This window comes from Nitrososphaera sp. (assembly GCF_036397675.1).
In the GTDB taxonomy this organism is placed as follows: Archaea; Thermoproteota; Nitrososphaeria; order Nitrososphaerales; family Nitrososphaeraceae; genus Nitrososphaera.
Genome location: NZ_DASWIL010000007.1, coordinates 25,071 through 45,167, shown reverse-complemented (window position 1 = coordinate 45,167; position 20,097 = coordinate 25,071). Strand labels below are relative to the sequence as shown.

General features: G+C 55.3%; 22 protein-coding genes. 13 read left to right on the top strand and 9 right to left on the bottom strand.

Features of this window, described 5'->3' with window-relative positions:
* Positions 1–32: 32 nt before the first annotated feature.
* The 3 genes from VGA14_RS01005 to VGA14_RS00995 form a co-directional block, all read right to left on the bottom strand.
* On the bottom strand, positions 33–485 hold the full coding sequence (locus tag VGA14_RS01005; RefSeq protein ID WP_331001876.1) for a hypothetical protein: 453 nt from the start codon (positions 483–485) through the stop codon (positions 33–35).
* A 131-nt stretch (positions 486–616) separates the two neighbouring features.
* Positions 617–1,123 (bottom strand): DUF192 domain-containing protein, encoded by a 507-nt coding sequence (locus tag VGA14_RS01000; RefSeq protein WP_331001875.1) that lies wholly within the window; start codon positions 1,121–1,123, stop codon positions 617–619.
* Between the two features lie 25 nt (positions 1,124–1,148).
* Entirely contained in the window at positions 1,149–2,324 is a 1,176-nt protein-coding gene (locus tag VGA14_RS00995) for a TrmB family transcriptional regulator (RefSeq protein ID WP_331001874.1), read from the bottom strand.
* A gap of 162 nt (positions 2,325–2,486) precedes the next feature.
* Between VGA14_RS00995 and VGA14_RS00990 the strand changes: the two genes are divergently transcribed.
* From VGA14_RS00990 to VGA14_RS00980, 3 genes are all read left to right on the top strand, one after another.
* Positions 2,487–3,107, top strand: a complete 621-nt coding sequence (locus VGA14_RS00990) for a hypothetical protein (protein WP_331001873.1) — start codon at positions 2,487–2,489, stop codon at positions 3,105–3,107.
* A gap of 109 nt (positions 3,108–3,216) precedes the next feature.
* The gene (locus VGA14_RS00985) at positions 3,217–3,741 is read left to right on the top strand and encodes a hypothetical protein (protein ID WP_331001872.1); all 525 of its coding nucleotides are present in this window, start codon (positions 3,217–3,219) and stop codon (positions 3,739–3,741) included.
* An 86-nt stretch (positions 3,742–3,827) separates the two neighbouring features.
* Entirely contained in the window at positions 3,828–5,042 is a 1,215-nt protein-coding gene (locus VGA14_RS00980) for an AAA family ATPase (RefSeq protein WP_331001871.1), read from the top strand.
* Between the two features lie 289 nt (positions 5,043–5,331).
* Here the strand turns inward: VGA14_RS00980 and ppa are convergent, their stop codons facing one another.
* Positions 5,332–5,865 (bottom strand): inorganic diphosphatase, encoded by a 534-nt coding sequence (gene ppa, locus VGA14_RS00975; protein WP_331001870.1) that lies wholly within the window; start codon positions 5,863–5,865, stop codon positions 5,332–5,334.
* A 38-nt stretch (positions 5,866–5,903) separates the two neighbouring features.
* Positions 5,904–6,842: a transcription initiation factor IIB gene (locus VGA14_RS00970; RefSeq protein ID WP_331001869.1), complete on the bottom strand. Its 939-nt coding sequence runs from the start codon at positions 6,840–6,842 to the stop codon at positions 5,904–5,906.
* 342 nt (positions 6,843–7,184) lie between these two features.
* On the opposite strand from VGA14_RS00970, the gene hflX reads away from it, so the two are divergent.
* On the top strand, positions 7,185–8,258 hold the full coding sequence (hflX, locus tag VGA14_RS00965) for a GTPase HflX (RefSeq protein WP_331001868.1): 1,074 nt from the start codon (positions 7,185–7,187) through the stop codon (positions 8,256–8,258).
* 79 nt (positions 8,259–8,337) lie between these two features.
* Here hflX and VGA14_RS00960 read toward each other — a convergent pair whose 3' ends face one another.
* Complete coding sequence (locus VGA14_RS00960; protein ID WP_331001867.1) at positions 8,338–8,514, bottom strand: hypothetical protein; 177 nt, start codon at positions 8,512–8,514, stop codon at positions 8,338–8,340.
* 1 nt (position 8,515) lies between these two features.
* Complete coding sequence (locus tag VGA14_RS00955) at positions 8,516–8,716, bottom strand: hypothetical protein (RefSeq protein WP_331001866.1); 201 nt, start codon at positions 8,714–8,716, stop codon at positions 8,516–8,518.
* A 108-nt stretch (positions 8,717–8,824) separates the two neighbouring features.
* Between VGA14_RS00955 and ileS the strand changes: the two genes are divergently transcribed.
* The 3 genes from ileS (at position 8,825) to VGA14_RS00940 (ending at position 12,752) form a co-directional block, all read left to right on the top strand.
* Positions 8,825–12,052 carry an isoleucine--tRNA ligase gene (ileS, locus tag VGA14_RS00950; RefSeq protein WP_331001865.1) on the top strand — a complete coding sequence of 1,076 codons (3,228 nt, stop codon included), beginning with the start codon at positions 8,825–8,827 and terminating at the stop codon, positions 12,050–12,052.
* Between the two features lie 183 nt (positions 12,053–12,235).
* Positions 12,236–12,571, top strand: a complete 336-nt coding sequence (locus tag VGA14_RS00945; protein WP_331001864.1) for a hypothetical protein — start codon at positions 12,236–12,238, stop codon at positions 12,569–12,571.
* Between the two features lie 34 nt (positions 12,572–12,605).
* A complete protein-coding gene (locus tag VGA14_RS00940) occupies positions 12,606–12,752 on the top strand; it encodes a hypothetical protein (protein WP_331001863.1) in 147 nt (48 codons plus the stop codon).
* Here the strand turns inward: VGA14_RS00940 and VGA14_RS00935 are convergent, their stop codons facing one another.
* Positions 12,753–13,253 carry a dual specificity protein phosphatase family protein gene (locus VGA14_RS00935; RefSeq protein ID WP_331001862.1) on the bottom strand — a complete coding sequence of 167 codons (501 nt, stop codon included), beginning with the start codon at positions 13,251–13,253 and terminating at the stop codon, positions 12,753–12,755. It abuts the gene before it with no gap.
* Positions 13,254–13,287: 34 nt separating this feature from the next.
* Here VGA14_RS00935 and VGA14_RS00930 point away from each other — a divergent pair, with 34 nt between their 5' ends.
* From VGA14_RS00930 to VGA14_RS00905, 6 genes are all read left to right on the top strand, one after another.
* On the top strand, positions 13,288–13,509 hold the full coding sequence (locus VGA14_RS00930; protein WP_331001861.1) for a zinc-domain-containing protein: 222 nt from the start codon (positions 13,288–13,290) through the stop codon (positions 13,507–13,509).
* 215 nt (positions 13,510–13,724) lie between these two features.
* Entirely contained in the window at positions 13,725–14,141 is a 417-nt protein-coding gene (locus VGA14_RS00925; protein WP_331001860.1) for a S6e family ribosomal protein, read from the top strand.
* Between the two features lie 41 nt (positions 14,142–14,182).
* Positions 14,183–15,445 (top strand): translation initiation factor IF-2 subunit gamma, encoded by a 1,263-nt coding sequence (locus tag VGA14_RS00920; RefSeq protein WP_331001859.1) that lies wholly within the window; start codon positions 14,183–14,185, stop codon positions 15,443–15,445.
* 1 nt (position 15,446) lies between these two features.
* Positions 15,447–15,845 carry a PIN domain-containing protein gene (locus VGA14_RS00915; protein WP_331001858.1) on the top strand — a complete coding sequence of 133 codons (399 nt, stop codon included), beginning with the start codon at positions 15,447–15,449 and terminating at the stop codon, positions 15,843–15,845.
* A 24-nt stretch (positions 15,846–15,869) separates the two neighbouring features.
* On the top strand, positions 15,870–16,520 hold the full coding sequence (locus VGA14_RS00910) for an MBL fold metallo-hydrolase (protein WP_331001857.1): 651 nt from the start codon (positions 15,870–15,872) through the stop codon (positions 16,518–16,520).
* A 41-nt stretch (positions 16,521–16,561) separates the two neighbouring features.
* The gene (locus VGA14_RS00905; RefSeq protein ID WP_331001856.1) at positions 16,562–19,309 is read left to right on the top strand and encodes a peptidylprolyl isomerase; all 2,748 of its coding nucleotides are present in this window, start codon (positions 16,562–16,564) and stop codon (positions 19,307–19,309) included.
* Here VGA14_RS00905 and VGA14_RS00900 read toward each other — a convergent pair.
* The gene (locus tag VGA14_RS00900; RefSeq protein ID WP_331001855.1) at positions 19,306–20,094 is read right to left on the bottom strand and encodes an inositol monophosphatase; all 789 of its coding nucleotides are present in this window, start codon (positions 20,092–20,094) and stop codon (positions 19,306–19,308) included. The two genes, VGA14_RS00905 and VGA14_RS00900, sit on opposite strands and share 4 nt — an antisense overlap.
* Between the last annotated feature and the right edge of the window lie 3 nt (positions 20,095–20,097).

The following is a 20,097-nucleotide window of genomic DNA, read 5'->3' as shown; positions in this document are numbered from 1 at the left end:
GGCTGAACGTTATAAGTGTAATTGGAGGGGGGCTAGCGCGAGATGTCCATCGCAAGCGAGCCTTTCAGCAGCTCCTTGAACTTGGCGACATCCTCCAATGAAACCTCGGGTGCAGTTGCAATTGTTGCCGGCTGCGACCGGATATCCATGACTGACCTTTCGACTAGCCTTTTCGGCGTCCTGGTCTTCCTGTCCCTCAGCGATTTTTGCTTCCTGACCCTTATCTTGATCTTAAAACCGTACTGGCCCCGGCTGCTCCACTTCCCCAACTCGACGATGTCGCCGCTGCCTTGGATCCTGTCGCCCTCGGCGGTCACGACCATAAAGTCCGTCTTTTCTCCTTCCCTTAACGTGGAGATCTTTTCGTAAAAGTGATGCCAGTCAAGCGGGTTTGTCACGAGCGCCTGGACCGTCAGCAAGTCGCCCACGCTTACTTCCTTGATGTAACTTGATAAAATTTCGATTCTGCATAGCTTTGCGTACACGCAAGTATATGGTGGCCTTTGCATAAATAATTTTTGGAACATAGAAAAGCATATCTCCGAATGTACAATTATTACTTGAATAGATTATGTAGATATTACATGAATATGTGGTAATGTATGTGATATCTTTCTTAGCCTAGCTGGAACTCGGCCCTTGTGCCTTCCACGACGCCGCGCTTCTCTGAAAACCCGGCCACCGTCTCTAGCACATACACGGCGTCCTCGTTGGGCGCATAAGTGGGGCAGTCAAAGGACGTGCACGGCTCTAGGCTGTGCTCGATATGGACTACTGTCTTGTCAGAGTCGAGCCAGATGATGTCTATTGGAAACTTCATGCCGTGCATCCAGAACGAGTAGCGGCCCTCCACTTTAAATGGAAAGAGCATGGCCTCTCCCTCGCCCATGCTGTCGCGCACGCCAAGGCCCAAACTCTTCTTATCGTCATCGTCCGCGATGTCTGTGAGCAAGCCTACGTCACCTATGTAGACGACTGTCTGGTCGTAGCCCTCAAGGCCGCCCTCCTCGGCAACCGGTGCAGGGTTGCCTGGCACCACCGTAATTGCAAGGTAGAAAAACAGCGCCGCGGTTACGACCGCGACGGCAGCTGCTCCCAGTCCGACTGCAATGGCAAGGCGCACAAAACGTAATTGCAGTTTTCGGTATTTATGCCATCGGACTTGTCAGGCGCACGTGCACAAGCTGCGGGCTGGACTTGCTCTGCATTATCCGAACGTCGTTGCCGGCCTTTCGGAAATACGATGCAAGCACCACCGCCCAGGGAAGCACGTGTATTCCTTCCGCCCGGGCGTGCAGGCTGAGGATGTTGTTGCTCCTGTCGTGCTTTAATCCGCCCGCGCAGCTTATCTTCAATGCCGAATCGACGAGCTCGAGCATTTCGGGTGCGCTGAGACCGGCGAGCTTTATTCCGTATTTCTTCTCCATGACTTCCAGAAGCCCGGTCGACGGGTCCTCGCTGTTCACAGCGTATTCAAGCATGTGCGAGGCAAGCCCGTTGTCTACTGCCCGGGCAAGCTCTAGCGCCCTTGCAGCGACCCCAGGCTCGGCCTCGAGCACGTGCCTCAGCTCCGTCGCCCTGCCCCACGCCTCTTCAAAGCCCTTGCTCTGCAGGCCGGCGTAGACGTCAAGCGAGGTGAAAAGCGCGGCCTTGCCGTTGCTCGAGTCGATTGAAACCATGTGCGCCAAGTCGATTATTATGACGTTGGAATGCACGTCTCCCATGCGCAGCTCGATTCCGTCCGGGAGCGAGAACAGCCACTCGCTCCCCACGCACTGGGTGCCGGCTATTAGCCTGATGCGGGCGCCGTGTGTCGCCGCCTTTACGAGCTGACCCTTGCACTGCGAGAGGAGCCTGAGCCCCCACGCGTCTATGGTGCCCGTTATTGACGAGTGCGCTCCTGCGACGAGGCTTGCCACCTTGGAAAGTGCCGAGTCGGCGTCGAGGACAAAGTAGCGCCTCTCCTCCGAGCCCCTAGGGCGCTGGCCTTCGTCGCTCAGCTCTTGCAGGCGCTCGACTATCTTGCTCATGTTCTTCACCCTGCGCTCGTGCAGGTTCACTATCTCGCCAAACGCCTCCTCCGGCGGGATGGCGCTGCAGATGAGCGGCTTTTGCTTTGACACTACTGCAAGCCTCTTTTTCTCGAGCTTTTTGACTGTCTGGTAGACCTTTGTCCTTGGGAGGTTGGCATAGTAGGCAAGGTCGCTTGCGGCAAGAGAGCCCCGGCCCAGCATGGTGAGGTACGCCCGGGCCTCGTACTTCGATAGCCCGAACTCCTCGAGGCTTGAAGGGAGATCATTATTTTCAATAGTGTCAACTGCCATCCGTCGTATAGTCTTGCTGGCTAAAGGTAAAACGGATTGTCAAACATATTACGCCCAAGTTCGAAAAAATGCTAAGCTGTTACCGCACATCCGTGTGACCGCGGTGACTAGACGTTTCGGCACACGGGTCGTATTATCCATGACCCACGGATGTATGACATAATGACATCAAGATGGGTAAAATCAGAGTCAGTTATTAACGACGATTCAAGCGCCCTTCCAAAACCGGGAGGCCCACTGAGGCCGAGGCTGGAGGCCGTTCAAAAAAGAATAGAGGGCCAGGTGACGAAATTAGAGGCGCTGCAGTCGGGCATGAAGGAGAAGGACGCCGAAACCTTCCGCAAGCTCCTTTCTTCGATAAAAGAGAACAACGTCCAGTACTCGACAGTGCTGTCTTCTGAATTGTCGACGGCAAGGCAGGTGAGCCGCGTCGTCTCGACTGCAAGAGTGGCGCTAGAAAAGATACAGGCAAAGCTCCGGTCCGCGTCGGACTTTGGCGATCTCGTCATCGTCCTCAGTCCCGCCATGTCAGTTGTCAAGAACGTGCGCTCGTCGCTGGTGCCCTTTATCCCGGAGATGGAGACGGACCTTGGCGTCATCGCCGAGCTGTTGTCGGGCATACTGGTGGACGCCGGCCAGGTGGGCGGTTACACTATCAACTTCGAGACTGCAAACGAGGAGGCGGCCAGGCTCGTCGAAGAGGCCTCCGCGACGGTTGAACAGGTGATGAAGGAGGAGTTTCCCGGCATACCGGACCTCCCCCTGATACCAAAAACTGCCTAGCCGGTTCGTGGCTGTCCCGGCTGGGCAGCCGGTCACCCAGGATAGGCAAATAGCCCAACATCTTTTAACACAGCCTCTTTTCGTCGCATTCCCACGCTATTGGTAGGCATTGCTATTCCGCAGAGACACCGCTACCCTGAGGGAAAGGGCGCAACTGGCGCTTTCAAGCATTCAGCGCAACGCCTACGCGATGAGCATGCTGAGGGCAAGGCTCGAGTCGCGCGTCGGGTCCAGCAGCGACGACAGCAGGCAAGAGCTTGCAAGGGTGTTGGAACTTGTGAAAAACGGGGAGGTCATCCTGACAGAGATGTCTGGTAAGATGGAGGCCGCCAAGTACCTTGAAGAGTTCATCATGATAATCGACTCGGCGGCAGGCTCGGTTGGCGGAATAAGGGACGACATTGAAAAGATGGTGCCAATAGCAGAGAGAGCGCTTGCCGAGATACACGAGGCCGTGTCGAAAATATCGGGCGGCCAGTACCCCGGCGCGCCACTCACGAGCCTTGAACTGCAAAATCTGATAATGGAAGAGGCGGCGCGAGCGGCAAGAGAACCCGAAGTAAAGGTGGCAGAGCCCCCGGTCGCTGAGGCCGTCCCGGCGCCGGAGCAAGAGCGCGAGGCCGAGCCGGCATAGGTGCAAACTTTTTTCTTGCTTGGGCAAGATAGATTTACACCCGGGTAATTCAAACGGGGCACCAATTTCTGCTTGAGCAGTAGTTTATGAGTCTCGCACCCCAGGAACTTGAAAATAGCGCTAGCAAGTACGCAGCCGAGGCGATCAGGCTTGACTCCCAAGGTTCTCGCGGCATGGCTATACAGTCATACCAGAAGGCCATCGAGGCACTAGTCAAGCTCGTGCAGATCTACCCGGATTACAAGCTAAACAAGGTCTACATGGAGAGGGCCAGCGCCTACCAGAACAGGATAAAGGCCCTCCAGATGTCCCACGGACTCGACGAGGAGAGGCCGGCGTCAATTGAAAACAGAGCCGAGCCGGCAAACGGCAACGGTAAGAGCCACGCTCACCCACCAAAGCCGGGCAACGTCGAGACGCTGAAAGCCGACTTTGACGACCTTGTCATGAAGGACAAGCCGAAGGTGAGCTGGGAGGAGGTAATAGGGCTCGAGGACGCAAAGAGGGCAATCAGAGAGTCTATCGTTTACCCCATGAAGAGGCCTGACCTGTTCCCGCTTGGCTGGCCACGCGGAATCTTGCTTCACGGCCCGCCGGGATGCGGCAAGACACTCCTTGCGGCAGCAGCCGCGGCTGAAATCGACGGCTACTTCATCAACGTCGACGCGGCGTCGATGATGAGCAAGTGGCTCGGCGAGGCAGAGAAGAACATTGCAAAGCTGTTCAACATGGCCCGCAAGCTCAACGAGAGCGAGGGCGTGCCTGTTTTACTTTTCATAGACGAGATTGATTCGCTTCTTGGCACCAGGAATAGCGAGGTCGGAGGCGAAGTCAGGGTAAAGAACCAGTTCCTGACGGAGATGGACGGCATAAACGGCAAGTCAAAAGAGTCGCAGCTGTATGTAATCGGCGCGACCAACAAGCCGTGGAGCCTCGAAGCCGGGTTCCTGAGGAGGTTCCAGAAGAGGATCTACGTCACATTACCGGACAACGCTTCTAGGGACAGCCTGTTCAACCAGTACACGCGCCCGCTCAACACCGAGGGCAACCTGAAGATTGAGGAGCTTGCCAGGATTAGCGAAGGTTACAGCGCAAGCGACATCAAGGACATATGCCAGTCTGTGCAGCTGCGCGTCGTAAACGAATTGTTCGAGAGCGGCAGAGCGATGGAAGCAGGCACAAGCCCGCGCGCTATCGGCAACACCGACTTTAAGGAGATCCTGAAGATCCGCAAGCCGTCGGTCAGCGTGGACATGATAAGGGCGTACATGCGCTGGAGTGACCAGTTTAAGGCGCTCTGAGCCTTTTACTGTTTTTTTAATATTGTTAATGATGGCCGTGAATCCCATAGAATGTAGCGCCGGGCTTGGATTTCGATGACTATCTATCTTTCTGCCGCCTTTTGTCTGTTCTTCAAGCGTGTCGAGAACCAGCTGGATTGCCTCGGCCATGTTCCTCGAGTTCAGCTATGGTCTCACCCTCGCTGATGGCCCCAGGTAGTTCGATGCACTGCCCTGTGTAACCCCCTTCGGGAGCTTTTGCACTCATTGTGAATTTTCTGAAGCCGACAGTTTTCTTGGGGTTCTTGGATTACTTTTCTTTCTTGTAGCGTTCCATCGCTTCGCTTATCTTCTTTTTCGCAGACTCTTTGTTCTCCCAGCCGGCGACCTTGACGTACTTGCCCTTTTCCAGTTCTTTGTAATGTTCGAAAAAGTGTTTTATCTGGTCCCTGATGTGCGCCGGCACGCTGTCGATGTCCTTGACGTCGGAAAACGACGGGTCGACTTTGGCGACAGGAACCGCTACCACTTTTGCATCCTGGCCCTCCTCGTCTTCTGTTATGAGCACGCCAACCGGGTTTGCCGTGATAACTGCCGCCGGCACGACCGGGTCGTTGCCAAGGACGAGAACGTCGACGGGGTCGCCGTCTTTTTCCTTTGTTTGCGGGACAAAGCCATAGTTGCACGGGTAGAACATGGCGGTGAATAGCTTGCGGTCGACGAACACTGCGCCTGACTCCTCGTCAATCTCGTACTTGATGTTACTCCCCTTGGGGATCTCGATAACGACGTTGATTTCTTCCGGCGGGTTCTTGCCGGCCTTGAGGGTGTCTACGGGCGCCAATTTGACCGGGATTAACGCGACCTGCTTTGGATATAATCCTATTGGAGCGTCATCTTACGCGGGCCGTTGTTAACCGTCTGCCGCTTTGCTGAACGGAGCTGTCTCAGGTCCCTCATCCTGTTTCTTATCGTTACCTCTGTCACCCCGGCCGCTTCTGCTATGGTCCTCTGGGTTACGCCGTTGCCGTCGTCTCTGCAGGACATGTACAGGACTGTCGCCGCAAAGCACATAGGCGCCTTTCCCGCGCGCATGTCCGTCTTGGCAAGGTCGTTCATGATGGATATCGCCCGCCTCCTTATCCGCTCGCTCAGCTGTGCTTTGTTTGCTATCTTTACTATGCACTTCATGGGATCTACGAGGGGGACCCTGCTGTCAAGTTCCATTACGATGAGCCGGTAGTTGCGCGATATGTCCTTGCGCTTGATGTCGCTTATGATGGCTATGTCCTTGAGGGTCACCGGCGTGTCCAGCTCCCTGCAGGCGAGATAGATGCAGGCGGCTAGGATGGCAGATACGGACCTTCCCCTCGTCATCCCTCTTTCCTGGACCTTTCTGTAGATGTACGCGGTCTTTTCCACCATGGCGTCTGAGAGGCCAAGCTTGGCCTTCAGCCTGTTCAGCTCGTCAAAAGCCTGCCGGAGGTTCCTGTCAAATGACGTGTGGAGTTGTATCCTGTAGTCCCACATCCTCAACCTGTTGATTGCGTAACGCGCGTCCGTGCCAAGGGCACTCCCGCTTGCATCTTTGTCGGTCTTCCCGATGACCGTGGCAAGCCCCATGTCGTGTCTTGCAAGCGAGGTGTGCGCGCCCGTGCGGACCTTCTTGACCGACTCGGCGCCAAAGTCTCGCCACTCTGCGCGGGCTTCTGCGGCCTTGTCTGACAGCACCAGGCCGCAGCTACTGCAGACGACCTCCCCGGATTCCTGATCCGAAACCAGGCTGCCGCTGCATACAGAACACAGTGTAGATATTTGCATTATTGTAACAGAAGAACTGTGCTTCGGCACCGAGCCATATAAATGCCCACTATCTGCGCGGCTCGAAGCTTCTTATACGTGATTGGGATATCATGATCGTGAGAAACTCTTCTGGCCTGGTAGAAGACGTCAAATGCCAAGGCTGATGCTAAAGTGCAAGACTTGTGGTGAGGTATTCCCGGGGATCTATGTACCCGAGGGGAGCACCAACAGCTTGCAGTCCGCGATGAGCGCTGAAGCAGTCCACACGTGCTCCCGAGGACACAAGAACGAGTACGCGGCTCAAGACTGCATGGATTGGTCCTGATTGCAATGAGCCAAACGTCAAGGAAAGTGGTCCTTGTGACGTACCCCGATAGCTTTACCCAAGATGAGGCGAAGAGTCTCGTGGACTCGGCGGATCGCCAGAGCATCAAGGTTTTCACCCAAAAGTATCTGAACCGGTCCCAGTATGGGATGGGTTCCGGCAAGGCCGAAGAGATAAAGGAATTCGTAAAGGAATCCGGTGCAGAGCAGGTCATAGTCGACGAGCGACTAACGTCAAGGCAGATATACAACTTGGAAAAGCTCACGGGCGTCCAGGTTATTGACAGGGAGCGGCTGATACTCGATATTTTTCACTCTAGGGCCACCACGACGGAGGCAAAACTGCAGATAGAGCTTGCAGAAGTAAAATACGAGATCCCCCGAGTGCGGGAAAACGCAAGGCTGACCTCCGGCAGCGAGCGGCCTGGAAAGGGCGGCATGGGAGAATACGTGGTAGATGTAAAGTTTCGCGAGCTGAAAAGGCGTATGTCGTTTATCAAGGAAAAACTTGAAGGCGCAAAGACAGCGCGCGAGCTCTACCACCAGCAGAGGATGAAGGACAACATGCCCGTCATTTCCCTCGTCGGCTACACGAGCTCCGGCAAGACCACGCTGTTCAACATGCTCACCGACGAGCACAGGGAAACCTCGAGCAGCCTATTCACGACTTTGTCTACTACCACGCGTGCGCTCAAGGTCGGCGGCACGGACGCGTTGATTACCGACACCGTCGGCTTCATCAGCCGGCTCCCGACGTACATGATAGACGCGTTCAAATCCACACTCGAGGAATCGCTGACAGCCGACGTCGTGCTGCTCCTGATAGATGCGGCAGAAGACACCCAGACCATCCGGATAAAGTACTCCACGTGCCTGCGGGTGCTCGAAGAGCTGAAGGTTGATAGGTCTAGGGTCCTGGTCATCTTTACAAAGTACGACAAGGTGGGCTCGGAAGAAGCGATATCGGTGATTGCCAAGGACCTTGGGATACAGAGCCCAATGGCAGTATCATCGAAAACCGGATACGGCATACACAAATTGAAGGGAATTATCGGCCAGTGTTTAGGCAGCAAAAGTGTGTTCAGCAAGGCAGTAGCAAAAAACGCCTGATGCCGTCGCGACGGCTTGCGGGCGGCGGGCAGGAAACGGACGCGGTTAGATCAGTCAGACGCGTCTAGAGGGCTTTTGGTCACACGCGGCATTCCTTGTTTACCCACAGCCTGCATTTTGCGCTGTGGTGCCGCCAGCTCCCGTTTACAAAGTATTCGAAATGCTTGATGCCGTCGCGGTCGGCGATGACTCGCTCCTGTCCGTTCTTTGGCGAACTTGAACGGATCAGCTTGGGCGACTCTCTGGAATATGGCAAGTTACGCTATGCTCCCTATGTCCTTGAGCATGACGCCCAGGCATGATTCGCAGTATCGTTCAAGAACTGAAATGCCGTTGCCGACATCAAATAATGCTTCCTTGGTAGCTTGCTTATCACAATTCCTGCAAATTTTCTGCTTGCCGGGCGATTCCGGGGACTTGCTGGCAAGGCTTCTCACAGATAAGAACTGCTTGTTCATCGTTACGTAGTGGTAGTGTACCAATAAGAACGTACGGATGAAGCAGAGTCGATGCCGCCGGTGGTCTAACCAAAAACATAAACGGGTCACGGCCCCGCCATCTCGTAGATGGAATTTAACACACGTTTCGACGCCAAGGCGATCGAAAACGAGGTTCGCACTTATCTCAATAAAATTGACATGAGGGCCCTTTTAGAAAATGAGCTTGCAGGCAGGGAGTTGGTAGGCTACATAGAAGGCCCTCCTACGATGAACGGCGAGCCCCACGCCGGCCACCTCCGGGGCAGGATAATCAAGGACCTGTGGTACCGGTTCAATACACTGCGCAAAAGAAAAGTCATTTTCCGCGCAGGCTGGGACACGCAGGGATTACCAGTCGAACTTGCGGCAGAAAAAGAGCTAGGGCTTACCGGCAGCAAGGCCGAAAACATCAGCAGGGTCGGGATCGAGAAAATAGTCCAGACCTGCAAGAAGATCATCCACGAAAACAACGAGAAGTGGGTCGCTGTCGACCAGCTACTAGGCATGTCGTTCAATTACGAAAAAGCATACTGGACCTACAGGGATGATTACATCGAGCGCGAGTGGCAATTCCTGAAAAAGGCGTGGGAAAACGGGGTTTTGAAAGAGTGGTTCCGCGTCGTCGCCTACTGCCCGTCGTGCCAGACCTCGCTTTCAAACGCCGAAGTAAACCAAGGGTACGAGACGGTCGAAGACCCGTCGTTCTATTACAAGGTGAAAATGACGGACGAGGACGCCTACCTGATTGTTTGGACCACGATGCCGTTTACGATTGTGACAGACGAGATGGTGGGCGTGAACCCCAAGGCCGATTACTCGTACGTGTGGGTCAATAAAGAAAATAACGCGAGCGGCGAGCGCTGGCTGATCGGCAAGGATCGGTTGGAAGAATTGATGAAGGAGCTTCGCGTCGAAGACTACAAAATTGAAAAAACGGTCAATGGAAAAGAACTTGACGGAAAGCGCTACATTCATCCATTATTGCACATGATACAGGGGCTTGACGAGCTCGCAAAAGCCGGCTCCATTCACTTTGTCGTCGCAGAGGAGTTCGTCGACACGGCGACGGGGAGCGGACTTGTTCATCTGTCGCCTGCAAACGGCGAGGACGACTTTGAGATAGCGAATAAACGCAACGTGCCCATTTTCGTGCCGATAGACGACCGCGTGATATTCACGGAAAAGGCCGGCGCGTTTGCCGGCATGTTCGTGCGCGACGCGGACATGAAGGTGTTTGAAGCGATGAAGGCGGCGGGCGCGTCCGTCAGGATGGGAAAATTAAAGCATCAATATCCGACGTGCTGGCGATCGCACCACAAGGTGGTCTGGCTTGCCCGGCGCGAGTATTTCTACATCATTTCAAACCTGGGCGAAAGGCCTCTTGCTTCTGCGCAGGGCGTCGACTATTTCTTTGAGCAGCCAAAGAACAGGTTTGTAGAGATCATTCGTGAACAACATCCCTGGTGCATTTCCCGCGAGCGCGTCTGGGGCACGCCGTTGCCGATATGGTCCTGCAGTAAATGTGGACACAAAGAGCCGCTCTTCTCAAGGAATGAAATCGTAATCAAGGCAGCAGAACTGCCGGACGGCGCCGACTTTGAGCTCCACCGGCCCTGGATCGACCACGTAAGAATAAAATGCGGACAATGCGGCGCGGACATGCAGCGCGAGCCTTTCGTGCTGGACACCTGGCACAACTCAGGCGCCGCGCCGTACGCGTCGCTCACCGATCAAGAATATCTAGATCTCATCCCGGCAACGTTCCTGACGGAGGGCATAGACCAGACAAGGGGCTGGGCATACACGCTCTTGATGCAGGGCGTGATAATGGCCGGCTCGGCGCCTTTCAGGTCGTTCCTGTTCCAGGGCCACGTGCTTGACGAGAAGGGAAACAAGATGAGCAAGAGTCTCGGAAACGTCATTGACGCGCGCGGCCTGCTTGGCGAGAACCCTGTCGACCTCATCAGGCTATACTTCATGTGGAAGTCGTCGCCAATTGAGGCGCTCAACTTCAGCCTCGAGGAGATGAAGACGCGCACTTATCAGATCCTGAGCACGCTTCACAACCTGCACGTCTACTTCAGGCAGAACAGCGAGTTTGACAAGTTCGATAAAGAGAAACATACCTTGCAGTGGGTCATAGAAAACAAGCTGCTTGCTCCCACCGAAGTGTGGCTCTTGTCAAAGATGCAGAGTCTGGTCACAGAAGTCACGACGGCGTTTGAGCGCTGCAGGTTCCACGAAGGCGCAAAGGTGATAGACGAGTTCGTGATCAACCACCTGAGCCAAACCTTTGTTCCGTTGACAAGGAACGTGATATGGGACGACAGCGCTGAGAACTGGGACAAGCGGCTTGCCACATATGCTGTCCTTGGCCACGTGCTTGAGAAAATAGACGTCATGCTCCACCCGCTCTCGCCTTTCATCAGCGAATATCTGTATCTGACCTGCTTTGGAAGGAAAAAGAGCGTGCTTCTAGAATCATGGCCGGAGCGCGACGAGAGGCTTGTCAACGCCAAGGTCGAAGGCGCGTTTGACATGATAAAGGAAGTTGTGTCGCTGGCAAACGCGGCTCGCAACCTGGCAGGGTTGAAGCGGCGCTGGCCCGTCGGCGAGGCTATCATCTGCGGCACGCACACCGAGCTGAAGCCGCTGGAAGTGGACGGGACTGCAGACGCGCTGAGAAGCCAGCTGAACGCCGAAAAATACACGACGACGCAGATAAGCGGAGGCACGCAGCTTGATAGGGCCGCAAGCCTGCTCGAGAAAAAGATGCCGGTTGCAGTCGAGGTTTCTCTGGTGAGAAAGGGCGTCGCGCCTAGGGTAAAGGCGGACATCAACACCGTCGTGAAAGCGTTTGAGGGCGTCGACAAGCCGTCACTTGTTTTGGAATTAAAGTCGCAGGGCAGGTATTCACTTGCATACGATGGTAAGGCAGTCGAGCTGTCGCCTTCCGACATCGACGTGAAGTACAGGGCATCAGAAGGTTACTCGCTTGCGGAGCGGGGAAACCTTGTCGTGCTGATTTCGACAAAAAGGGACGGCGCCCTGATTGCAAAGGGCCTACTGCGCGACCTAGCAAGAAACCTGCAGCAGCTGCGCAAGGAAAGGCAGTACAACCCCACTGACATTTTGTCGGCGGCGTACGTCGCAGGGCTTGAAGAGGACGAGATATCGTCGCTTGAAGAGATGAAGCAGGAGATGACGTACTTGGTAAGAGTGAAAGCGGCCCTGCTGTCAAAGGAGCCTCTCGAGAACGTCAAGTACAGCTCGGTGGAAATCGACGGACGCAGGTTCCAGATATCTGTTGAATGAAATTTTACAAAATGGTGTGTATTTTTGCTGCTATAACGTAATATCCGCCGATGGAACTGCGTTTGTTATCGGGGGCAGATAGCGCAAGTTTCGCAGGTACTGGCAAGTAGGGCCTTTTGCCCAGCTAGTCAATGTTTTTTGCCATACTGTCTTAAGTAGATATTTTCGCGGAAATATCTGCAATTGATCAACGAACAGGTGACCCTTGACAGCTGGGTAACCGCAAGGCTTCAGGAAAAGCTCAGGAGAGCGTCCATCCTAGCCACGCGTACGGGGATGCCGGTGGTGCTGTACAGGCATACCATCGAGGAGACGGACGGTGCAGAGGAGGAAGAGATAGCCACTGTTAATGAACAATATGTCGTTGTGCAGGTCATGACGCACGGCGGCTACATCCCGCCGAACTTCCAGCAGCAGTTCGTGTTTACTTTTGAACAGTTTCCCGACTACATCATGAACCGGAGCAAAGAGCTGTTGGCACAGTGCCTTGACAGCTTAGACCAAGAAATCACTGACTGATCGTTAAAATATCGCCACTTTTCTTATAGCCTGCATGGCAAAGTTCGACGGCATAAAGGGGCAGGAACTTCTCGATGTCGAGGAGAAAAAGAACGAGATAACGCTCATCTTCAAGGACAATAGGTACCTGTTTGTCAAGATGCAAAACGGGCAGCTCGTCATAGACTCGGTGCCCGAGTAGTCATTTATTTTCTAGGTATTTTTCGTACATCGTGATTGCCCATTCCTGCACTTCCGTCTGCACGGAGCCGGGCCTCATGTCGCGTATCTTGTCAATTGACGCCGCTGCACCCATGCCCCTTGCCTTTACCAGATAAGCGGCCAGGATGACGCCTGTTCTTCCTTTGCCTGCCGCGCAGTGCACGATTACCGGCTTGCCTGCTGCGATTTCCTGCTCGATGAACGCGATTGCGCGGTCGATGTCCTCCGGCGTGGGCGCATCAAAGTCGTCTACCGGCAGATGGAGATATCCCATGCCGTCGTTGACCCATTCTTTTGGGAGCGGCGCCTCCCTTACCGTGACTATTGATTTTATGCCCTGCGAGACCAGCCAGTCGACCTCGTTCTTTGTAACCGGAAGGCCCGAGCCGGCGAGCATGTTTTCTTCTACCCAGCTGAAGTTCGTGGGTCTGTCAGAGACCATGCCGTGCACCCGGCGGTACATGTCGCCTATCTTGGTCAACTGGGTAAAATTGGATTTTGGATCTTATAATGCTATGCACAAAACAGATATGCTCGGCCCTCGCAGTAATCCTGTGCTTGAGGCAAGGTGCGCCAGGTGCGGCAAGAAGGCTCAGGTGGACGACGACATGGAAAACGTTAGATGCAAGCAGTGCGGCTATTCTGCAAAATACGACGATTATTTAGAGACGATGAAGGACAAGGCTGTCATGATGGCCGACGACTATCAGATGAACTGGGACAGGAACCCGCTCTAGCTACCAAAAGAAAGATTTGTCCGAACAGTCGAGGTGACTTCCGCAATTTGTGCAGATCATGTGGCACGCTGTCATGTTCTTCATCTCAAAGCCGCATCGCGGGCACTCGATGACTTCCTTGGACTCGGACACACGGCTCTTTCGAAAGCCTAGCTTTTAACCGTTTCAACATAAACAAACGTTAATTAAATCCAAAAGGCGCCTTGAATTCTGCATTGGCGCAGTTCAAGCTCGTGATTTCAGACGGAACAGGCAGGAGCATATCACAGGAGCTCAAGGACAAGGCAGCCCAACCGCTGGTAGGCGTGAGAATAGGCAACGTCGTCGACTCTTCTGTTATCGGCATCGAGGGCGGCAAGGTCAAGATAACCGGCGGCTCGGACAAATCTGGCACTCCCATGCGCTCCGATGTCCACGGTGGAGTCAAGAAATACGTGCTGATGTCAGAGGGCGTGGGCGCAAAGCACCTGGAAGGCGGCAGGATACGCAAGCTCGTCCGGGGCAACATGGTCACCGAAGAAATTTACCAGCTGAACCTGAGGCTGGTGGAAGGCAAGCTGCCAGAGAAGGCCAAGGAAGATGCGCCTGCCGCAGAGGCAGAACCGGCCAAGGAAGAGAAGAAGAAAAAGTAATCTCCCTACATTAATATCCCCGAGAATTTTACGATAACTAGTTGCACTGGAAAGAGACCCTGCCGGACTGGTACGTAAAAGAGTACGGGTACCAGCCCTGCGTCAACATCGGCACCTCCGGACACGTGGACCACGGCAAGACCACGCTCGTTGAGGCGATAACCGGTGTTTGGACCAGCGCGCACAGCGAAGAATTGCGCCGGGGAATTACAATCAAAGTTGGATATGCAGACGCGGCGTTTTACAAGTGCCTCCAGTGCTCCAGGCCCGAATGCTACGGGACGCAGCCAAAGTGCGCCAACTGCGGCGGCAAGAGCGAGCTTCTCCGCGTCGTGAGTTTTGTAGATTCTCCCGGCCACGAGTCATTGATGGCAAACATGCTTTCCGGCTCGGCACTGATGGACGGCGCGATACTTGTCATGGCGGCAAACGAAAAAGTGCCGCAGCCGCAGACCCGCGAGCACCTTCTGGCATTATCCGTTCTTGGCATCCAGCAGCTGGTGCTGGTGCAGAATAAGGCAGACCTTGTCACCGTTGAGGAGGCGATGGACAACTACAAGCAAATAAAGGATTTCGTTAAAGGCAGCGTCGCAGAGAAGGCACCAATCGTCCCGGTGTCCGCGCAGCACAAGCTCAACATCGACGCGCTCATCGAGTCGATTGAAAAAAATATGAAGACGCCAGCGCGGGTCAAGGACGCGCCACCTGTGATGCACGTACTCAGGTCGTTTGACATCAACAAGCCCGGAGCCGCCATCAAGCAGGTCAAGGGAGGGGTCCTCGGAGGCGCGCTGGTGCAGGGCCAGTTTTCGTTAGGCGACGAGGTGGAGATAAGACCCGGCGTGCTCGACGAAAAGAAGGGGCGCTACGAGCCGATAACGTCCGTCATATCGACGCTTGGCACCGGCGCTGGTTTAGTTGAAAACGTCAAGCCCGGCGGCCTCGTCGCTATCGGAACGAAACTTGACCCGTCGCTCACAAAGAGCGACTCGCTCATCGGCTCCGTGATAGGCAAGCCCGGCACGCTGCCGGCCGACGTTGACAGTTTAACAGTCGAGACCCATCTGTTCGACACGGCTGTAGGCACGCAGGACATGGTGAAGGTAGAGCCAATAAAGGTAAAGGAGCCTTTGCGCCTGAACATCTCCACGGCCGCGTCTGCGGGCATTGTAACAAGCGTGCGGGACGGCAAGATTGAGGTCAAGCTGAAAAAGCCGGTGTGCCTCCTGCCAAAGAGCAGGGTCGCCATCAGCCGCAGGATAGCCGAGAGGTGGCGCCTTATCGGGTCCGGAATAGCGGTCTGAGATGCGGGTCCTGTGCGACACGAGCTTTTTGATGGTGCTTGTCGCCAAGCCCATAAAGCACGTCGAGCGGATGGAGCATGAATTTGGCAGGCTCGATTTTGTAGTGCCTGACATCGTCATGGACGAATTAAAGAGGCTCGGCGAAAAAGCCGGCCCAAAGCGCTCGACGCTTGCCAGAACGGCACTCGAGGTGGCAAAGGCGCGCTTTGCAGAAGTGCACGCCCCAAAGGCGGCGCACGTCGACGACTCGATAGTGGAATATGCGACTGAGAACAAGTGCGCGGTGGCAACCATAGACACGGCGCTCCGCAGGCGGCTTATAGCAAACAACGTGCTCGTGTTTACGCTGAGCCGTGACAGGCTCATGGTGGCAAACCCCAACCTAGACGACAAACTTTAATTAATTTTTGAACCGCTCTATTCCATGTTAGATTACAAGGGAGTCAAGTTCAGCTGGCTTGGGCACGACGGCTTTCGCATAGTAGCAGGCAAGACAGTCTACGTCGACCCTTACAAGCTTGCCAAGGGTCAGTACGACCGCAAGGACGCAGACATAGTGCTCATATCGCACAACCACTTTGACCACCTCAGCCTTGACGACTTGCGGCACGTCGTCGGCCCAAATACGAGCATAGTCGCGGCGCGCGAGTGTGCGACGCAGCTAAAGCCGCTTGGAGTTGAAGCAAAGTTGGTAGCACCAGGCGACAGGCTGACCGTGAAAGATGTGCCGATTGAAGTGGTCGCGGCGTACAACACCAACAAGGACTTTCACCCAAAGGCCGACGGCAAAGTAGGATTTGTCGTGACGCTGGCCGGCCTTCGCATATACCACACCGGCGACACTGACATCATCCCCGAGATGGAGTCTGCAAAGCCGGACGTCGCGCTGGTGCCGGTTTCAGGGACGTACGTCATGACTGCTGACGAAGCCGCAAAAGCAGTCAACGAGCGCATAAAGCCAAGGATGCTCGCGATCCCGATGCACTACGCGTCCATAGTCGGGACAGAGGACGACGCGAGGCGCTTCAAGGGACTCGTGAAGGCATGCCCCGTTGAGATATTGTCAAGAGAATAATGGCAGTACCTTAAAAAATAGGGGCCAACTCCACAACTGCGATGTTTCTGGGCGGCAGGACTATGTTTCAAGCCGGCGGTTTCGAGTTCACGACCCGCCACCTGCTTGTGATAGCCGTCCTTGCGCTCGCTTTTTCAATCGCTGTTATAATGAGGTCGTACCCCATAAAGTACGGCTTTTACCTCAACGAGTTCGACCCCTACTTTGACTACCGGGCGACCAAGTTCATCCTAGACAACGGGCTTGACGCCTACTGGCAGTGGCACGACGAGATGTCGTGGTATCCGGAAGGCCGCGACATTGCGGCGACTTCGCAGTCCGGCCTGCACGTGACTGCGGCCATAATGTACCAGATGTTTGGCGCCGGAGCGCCACTGATGGACTTTACCATCATGTTCCCAGTCGTAATTGGCTCGCTCACGGTCATAGTCGTGTTTGCCCTCGTGCGCGTGCTTGGCGGGACCACGGCCGGCCTCTTTGCCTCCCTATTGTTTGCGTTTACTCCGCCCATCATCCTCAGAGGTAACCTAGGCTGGTTCAAGTCCGAGCCACTGGGCCTGTTCTTCGGGCTCATTGCCACCTACCTTTTCATCTCGGCGATAAGGCATAAGGAGATAAAATACGCCTTACCAAAGGCCGTGCTTGGGGGCCTGCTTCTCGGGCTTGCAAACGCCTCGTGGGGCGGCGTCCAGTATTTCAGCATCCCAATCGCGCTGTTTTTCCTCGCGCTCCCGTTTTTCAGGCGCGACCTAACGATACCAATGTACGTCGCGATCGCGTTCACGGTGTTCACGCTCATTGCTGCAATCGGGTTCCCCAGGCCGGGAATGTCCTTTGTCACAGGCCTGCCGGGCATAGCGATGGTCGGTACAACCATCTACCTGGTGGCGGCCAACTTTGTAGGCCGGCTCGGAAGCGGCAAGGCGCGGGCGCGCAACATGTCGTTACTGCTCATCGCCTTTGTGGCTACAGGCATCGGCCTAGTAGCGGCTGGCACCTACGACGCTCCCAGCTTTAGGTACGTCAACGCGGTCAACCCGTTTGTCAGTTCGGAGAACGCGCTCGTAGAGTCGGTGGCAGAGCACCTCACGCCCACCATAGTGGACTACTTCCTTGACTATTCCATACTGCTAATGTTCGCCGGCCTCGGCGTGTGGCTTGCGTTCCAGAAGCGCAACGACGCGGTCGTGTTTGCGCTGATACTTGGCATCACCGGAGTTTACGTGAGCGCCACGTTTGCCAGGCTGCTTGTCTTTGCGTCCATCGCAATCATCGTGCTTGCGAGCATCGGCCTCTATGAAATTACAAGGAACGTAATGGAGCGCAAGGAAGCCTCCGCCGCAAAGGGCAAGAAAAAGCCCGAGCAGGCCATCGCCGGGACTTCCAGTACCAGGATAATCTACGTCGCGACCATAATCGCGCTTTTGCTTGTCCCCGTGTTCTACCCGCCCTACTCCAGCTGGACGAGCGCCGTCGACGTGCCGACTGCGATAGCAAACGGCGGCACTGTGTTCAGGACCCAGACTGACGACTGGGTCGAGGCCACAGAGTGGATCTCTCAAAACACAGAGGAGGACGCGGTCATCGCGGCGTGGTGGGATTACGGCTACTGGATAACCACGCTCGGTGAGCGCACCACCGTCGCCGACAATGCGACGCTGAACCAGACGCGCATCGAGTCGGTGGCCAAGATGTTCGTAGGCGACCAGGAGGCAGGCGCCCAGATAGCGCAGGACCTCGACATCGACTACATCCTTGTCTACGTAGTTGGGCAGAAGGCGTTTGTCGGGACTGCCGGCGACGAGTCTGGCGCCGAAGTTCCCTTGTTCACTCTAGGGCAGGGCGGCGATGAGAGCAAGAAACAGTGGATAATGAGGATTGCCGGCTACAGCGAGGCGAGATACCTAGAAAGCGACGGCTCTACAGCCAAGAACACGTTCTGGCAGTCGACGCTCCTTGGCAGGATGATGCCCTACGAGCCGCTGAACTTTGTGCTGTTCGGCCCGGCAGGCGACATCGTCAATGTGAGTGAGACGTACCAGTCCGGCTTTGTCCAGCTTCACTCGAAGAACGTCAAGTACCCCGCCGATGGCGGCCCGAACCAGCCGTTCCACCTCGTCTACTCGTCGTCAAGCTATGAAGAGGACAGCGACATCGTGACTGGCATACACATCTACAAGGTAAACCGCGACTATGACCCCAACCCGCGTGGCGACCCGTACGCGCCCACGACTGGCACGCTCGCAGACACGACGCCGGGCTCGGAGATAGCAGAGATAGAGACTGCGCAGGGTACGATAAAGGTAGAGTTCTACCCCAAAGCGGCCCCGGGACACGTGGACAACTTTATCACGCTTGCAAACGACGGATTTTTCGACGGCCAAGTGTTCCACAGGATATCGCCGGGCTTTGTGATACAAGGAGGCGACCCGCAAACTCGTAATGCAACTGCGGACAGGGATCTGTGGGGTGCAGGCGGCCCAGGCTACATGGTTCCGGCAGAATTCAACGATATAACGCACTCACGGGGTATAGTGTCGATGGCAAGGTCGACCGACCCCAATAGCGCCGGTTCGCAGTTCTTTATCGTGCTCGAGGAAAGTGACCAGATAAAGGCAAGCCTTGATGGTCGGTACACGGTGTTCGGCCACGTCATTGAGGGCATGGACGTGGTGGACAGGATCGCGGCTCTCGAGACGGTAGGGGGCGGCACAGAAGAACCCAAGAGGGAACAGCCTGCAAACCCCGACGACGCAAGGATAATCGCTGTAAGAATAGTCCCCCGCTAGAGCGCCTTTAACAGATCGTTGTGCACGAGCCCGTTTGAGGCCACGATGTCCAGCTTTTCAAACACCGGGAATGCCGGCTTACGTCCGTCCAGGAGAGACCACCTGCCGCCGGCCTCGTCCACTATCAGCCCCGCGGCTGCGATGTCCCACATCGACAGGTCGTTGTTTATGGTGCCGTCAAGCCTGCCGGCAGCCACGTACGCGACTTCAAGGCAGAGGCTCCCGAGCTTGTGGAAGCGCTTTATCTTTCTCAGAATGTTCTCGTTGATGCTTGCAAACCGGCGATCGTCAAACTTGGTGTGGTTGACGTTGAGGTACAGCTCCTCGAGTTTGCGGCGCTTTGTGACTGCAATCGGGTTGCCGTTCAGCCTTGCGCCACCGCCTTTCACCGCGGTAAACTCCTCGTTGTGGTTCGGGTCTACAAGCACGCCTACGAGCGTTTCAGGTCCCCTGCACAACGCAATCGACGTGCAAAAGAACGGCAAGCCTATCACAAAGCTTGTCGTGCCGTCTAGCGGATCTATTACAAAGTAATAACCCTCGCGCTTTACGCTCGAGTTGACGCCCTTGTCCTGCTCCTCTGCCACAAACGGCACGTCGGAAAACTGTTTTTTCAGGAGTGATATTATCAGCGCCTGCGACTCGGCGTCAACCCTTGTCACGAGCGACCTGTCGTGCTTGACAGACATGTTGTAGGTATCATTTTTGCCGAAATTCTCCTTGAGCAATTTGGCGGCGTCCCTCCCTGCCGCAAGCGAATGTCTCAGGACGTAGTCCAGTTCCAAGGT

Excerpts from the sequence above, each read along its gene's own strand:
- VGA14_RS00990 (WP_331001873.1), top strand. The coding sequence starts at position 2,487 with ATGACATCAAGATGGGTAAAATCAGAGTCAGTTATTAACGACGATTCA.
- VGA14_RS00910 (WP_331001857.1), top strand. The coding sequence starts at position 15,870 with ATGTTAGATTACAAGGGAGTCAAGTTCAGCTGGCTTGGGCACGACGGC.
- VGA14_RS00940 (WP_331001863.1), top strand. The coding sequence starts at position 12,606 with ATGGCAAAGTTCGACGGCATAAAGGGGCAGGAACTTCTCGATGTCGAG.
- VGA14_RS00905 (WP_331001856.1), top strand. The coding sequence starts at position 16,562 with ATGTTTCTGGGCGGCAGGACTATGTTTCAAGCCGGCGGTTTCGAGTTC.
- VGA14_RS00955 (WP_331001866.1), bottom strand. The coding sequence starts at position 8,716 with ATGAACAAGCAGTTCTTATCTGTGAGAAGCCTTGCCAGCAAGTCCCCG.
- VGA14_RS00915 (WP_331001858.1), top strand. The coding sequence starts at position 15,447 with ATGCGGGTCCTGTGCGACACGAGCTTTTTGATGGTGCTTGTCGCCAAG.
- VGA14_RS00970 (WP_331001869.1), bottom strand. The coding sequence starts at position 6,842 with ATGCAAATATCTACACTGTGTTCTGTATGCAGCGGCAGCCTGGTTTCG.
- VGA14_RS00980 (WP_331001871.1), top strand. The coding sequence starts at position 3,828 with ATGAGTCTCGCACCCCAGGAACTTGAAAATAGCGCTAGCAAGTACGCA.
- VGA14_RS00995 (WP_331001874.1), bottom strand. The coding sequence starts at position 2,324 with ATGGCAGTTGACACTATTGAAAATAATGATCTCCCTTCAAGCCTCGAG.
- ileS (WP_331001865.1), top strand. The coding sequence starts at position 8,825 with ATGGAATTTAACACACGTTTCGACGCCAAGGCGATCGAAAACGAGGTT.
- VGA14_RS00930 (WP_331001861.1), top strand. The coding sequence starts at position 13,288 with ATGCACAAAACAGATATGCTCGGCCCTCGCAGTAATCCTGTGCTTGAG.